The sequence below is a fragment of the Oerskovia sp. NPDC056781 genome (assembly GCF_042789955.1).
Lineage (GTDB): Bacteria > Actinomycetota > Actinomycetes > Actinomycetales > Cellulomonadaceae > Oerskovia > Oerskovia rustica.
In genome coordinates, this window is record NZ_JBHUAD010000356.1 from 1 (window position 1) to 2,625 (window position 2,625).

The 2,625-nt window shown below is 72.6% G+C and carries 1 protein-coding gene; it reads left to right on the forward strand.

Annotated features, from left to right (window positions below; all coding sequences use genetic code 11):
- The first annotated feature begins 169 nt into the window (after positions 1-169).
- Entirely contained in the window at positions 170-2,353 is a 2,184-nt protein-coding gene (locus ACFRCR_RS18265) for an acyl-CoA dehydrogenase (protein ID WP_377679582.1), read from the forward strand.
- The last annotated feature ends 272 nt before the right edge of the window (positions 2,354-2,625 follow it).

The window sequence follows — 2,625 nt, forward strand, 5'->3', positions numbered from 1 at the left end:
CCCCCGACCGCGACGAGCTCACCGAGCGCGTCGCCGCCTGGCTGTGGGGCGGACCCGTCGGGGTCATGGCCCGCGGGCGGGGCGCAGCGCCCGCCGCGGAGGACACCGCCCCCTCGACCGACGACCTCTGAACCTCTCTCATGGCTACCACCGGCACACAGGAGTCCCGATGACCACCACCTCAGATCGCACGACCGCCCGCGACACCCGCGGCGACGGCGCAGCCGCCTCCACGTCGATCCCCGCCGCAGGCGTCACACCCTCGATGCCCGCGGGCGAGGTCCGCATCGACGTGGCCGACCTCTCCCACCAGCTCCTGGGCCGTTGGGCGGACCTGCGGGCCAAGGCTCGCGCGACCGCCGGCGAGGAACGCTTCCACCGCATCGAGGGCCTCTCGCTCACCGAGCACCGCGAGCGCGTCATGGACCAGGTCAAGCAGCTCGTCGAGATCGGGCAGGTGCACCGCGGGTTCCCCACGCGGCTCGGCGGGCAGGACGACGCGGGCGGCAACCTGGCCGGGTTCGAGGAGCTCGTCGCCGCCGACCCCTCGCTCCAGATCAAGGCGGGCGTCCAGTGGGGTCTGTTCGCGTCGGCGATCCTGCACCTCGGCACGCCCGAGCAGCAGGACCGCCTGCTGCCGGGGGCGATGGACGCCTCCGTCCCCGGCGCGTTCGCCATGACCGAGACGGGCCACGGCTCGGACGTCGCCTCGATCGCGACGACCGCGACGTACGACAACGCGACGCAGGAGTTCGTCGTCCACACCCCGTTCCGCGGGGCGTGGAAGGACTACCTCGGCAACGCGGCCGTCAACGGGACCGCGGCGGTCGTCTTCGCGCAGCTCGTGACGAACGGCGTCAACCACGGCGTCCACGCGTTCTACGCGCCCATCCGGGAGACCACTGCTGACGGAGGGGCCGGTGCGTTCTTGCCCGGCGTCGGCGGGGAGGACGACGGGCTCAAGGGCGGGCTCAACGGCATCGACAACGGGCGCCTGCACTTCACGCACGTCCGCGTCCCGCGCGAGAACCTCCTGGCCCGCTACGGCCAGGTCGCCGAGGACGGCACGTACACCTCGCCGATCGACAGCCCCGGGCGCCGCTTCTTCACGATGCTCGGCTCTCTCGTCCAGGGCCGCGTCTCGCTCGACGGCGCCGCGATCACCGCGTCGAAGCTGGGTCTCGCGACCGCCGTGACCTACGGCAACCAGCGCCGCCAGTTCAACGGCGCGTCGGCCGTCGACGAGGTCGTGATCCTCGACTACGGCACCCACCAGCGCCGTCTGATCCCACGCATCGCGCAGACCTACGCGATGCACTTCGCGCACGACCGCCTGCTCGACCTGTTCGACACCGTGTTCTCAGGGGAGAACGACACCCCCGAGTCGCGCGAGGACCTCGAGACCATGGCGGCCTCGCTCAAGCCGATGAGCACGTGGTTCGCGCTCGACACGCTCCAGGAGGCACGCGAGGCCTGTGGCGGCGCCGGGTTCCTCACCGAGAACCGGCTCACGAGCCTGCGCGCCGACCTGGACGTCTACGTCACGTTCGAGGGTGACAACACGGTCCTGCTCCAGCTCGTCGCCAAGCGGCTCCTGGCCGACTACGGCAAGGAGTTCAAGGACATCACGCCCGGGCAGATGGCCCGGTTCGTCGTCGAGCAGGCCGCCGACGCCGCGCTGCACCGCACGCCGCTCAAGCGCGCCGCGCAGACCCTCGCGGACGTGGGCGACCCGCGCCGCGCCGTCGGGCACCTCAAGGACGTCGGCAACCAGCGTGACCTGCTGACCGACCGGGTCGAGACCATGGTCGCCGACGTCGCCGCGGCCCTGCGCCCGGCCCAGAAGGCCACGCCCGAGAAGGCCGCCGAGCTCTTCAACGAGCACCAGCACGAGCTCATCGAGATGGCGAAGGCGCACGCCGACCTGCTGCACTGGGAGGCGTTCACGCAGGCGCTCGACACGATCGAGGACGCGGGCACGCGCCAGGTCCTCACGTGGGTGCGCGACCTGTTCGGGCTCACGACCATCGAGCGCAACCTCGCGTGGTACCTCATCAACGGTCGCCTGTCGGCGCAGCGTGCGCGCACCGTCAGCGGGTACGTGGACCGCCTCGTCGCCCGCCTGCGCCCGCACGCGCAGGACCTCGTCGACGCCTGGGGGTACGGCCCCGAGCACCTGCGCGCCAAGATCGCGTCGGGGGCCGAGCAGGTCCGTCAGGACGAGGCCCGCGAGTACTACCGGCAGCTGCGCGCGAGCGGCGACGAGCCCGTGAGCGAGAAGTCGATCAAGGCACGCGAGAAGGCCGCGGCGAAGGCGGCCGCACGCGGCGGGTCGAAGGTCGCCAGGCGCTGAAGCCCCGCGGTCCTCGTCTAGGCCGAGCACGGGGCTGAGGTCGTCATCCCACCCACGACGACCCAGATCCCGTGCTCGACCGCACGAAACGCCGTGCTCGATCGGCACAGGGCCGCACGATCGACCTCGGACCGACGGCGGAGCGGTACCACCACCGAGGGAACCCGGGACCCGTCCGCCCGACCTGACGACCACCAGCCGTCACGTGGGGCCGACGGGGCCCGGCGGGCGTGCGGGGCGCGACCCGCCCCCGCGCCGCGCGGCGGGCGGGG